The sequence below is a fragment of the Gillisia marina genome, from assembly GCF_000258765.1.
Taxonomy (GTDB): domain Bacteria; phylum Bacteroidota; class Bacteroidia; order Flavobacteriales; family Flavobacteriaceae; genus Gillisia; species Gillisia marina.
In genome coordinates this window covers 1-493 of sequence record NZ_AJLT01000097.1, presented here as the reverse complement: position 1 = coordinate 493, position 493 = coordinate 1, and the positions used below count along the sequence as shown (strand labels likewise).

Annotated in this window: 1 protein-coding gene; it reads left to right on the top strand. The window is 45.4% G+C overall.

The genetic code is table 11. The features are described 5' to 3' along the window. The coding region (locus ON07_RS13805) for a LamG domain-containing protein (protein WP_010232645.1) at positions 1–493 on the top strand (493 nt) is incomplete at both ends.

The following is a 493-nucleotide window of genomic DNA, read 5'->3' as shown; positions in this document are numbered from 1 at the left end:
TTACGGGAGTTCTCGAGCAAGGACTAAGGTTTAATGGTTCTAGTCAATATGCCACTGCTGCAGACAACGCCTCTTTGGATATTAGCAATTCTATTACGATTGCGACTTGGATCCGGCCTGAAAAAATGGGAACCCAATATCTTATCAAGAAGGCAGAACATGGAGCAACAGACGGTTACGAGCTTTCCCTTTCGAGTAGCGGTAAACTCTTCTTCCGGTTCAATCAGCAAACCTCGGGCAATAGCTATAGGATCGATTCTCAGGCTTCCTACCCGTCCAATGGCACTACTTGGATGCATGTGGCGGTAAGCTATGATGGATCTACTATTAGATTATACATCAATGGGGTTGAGAATAACACCAAAGTAATTTCCTCTTCTCCTTCGATATCGATAAATGCATTGACACTGACCATAGGGGCAGGGAACGGCGGATATAGGGGTCTTCAGGGAGCTATGGATGATACTCGTATTTACAACACAGCCTTGAGCGC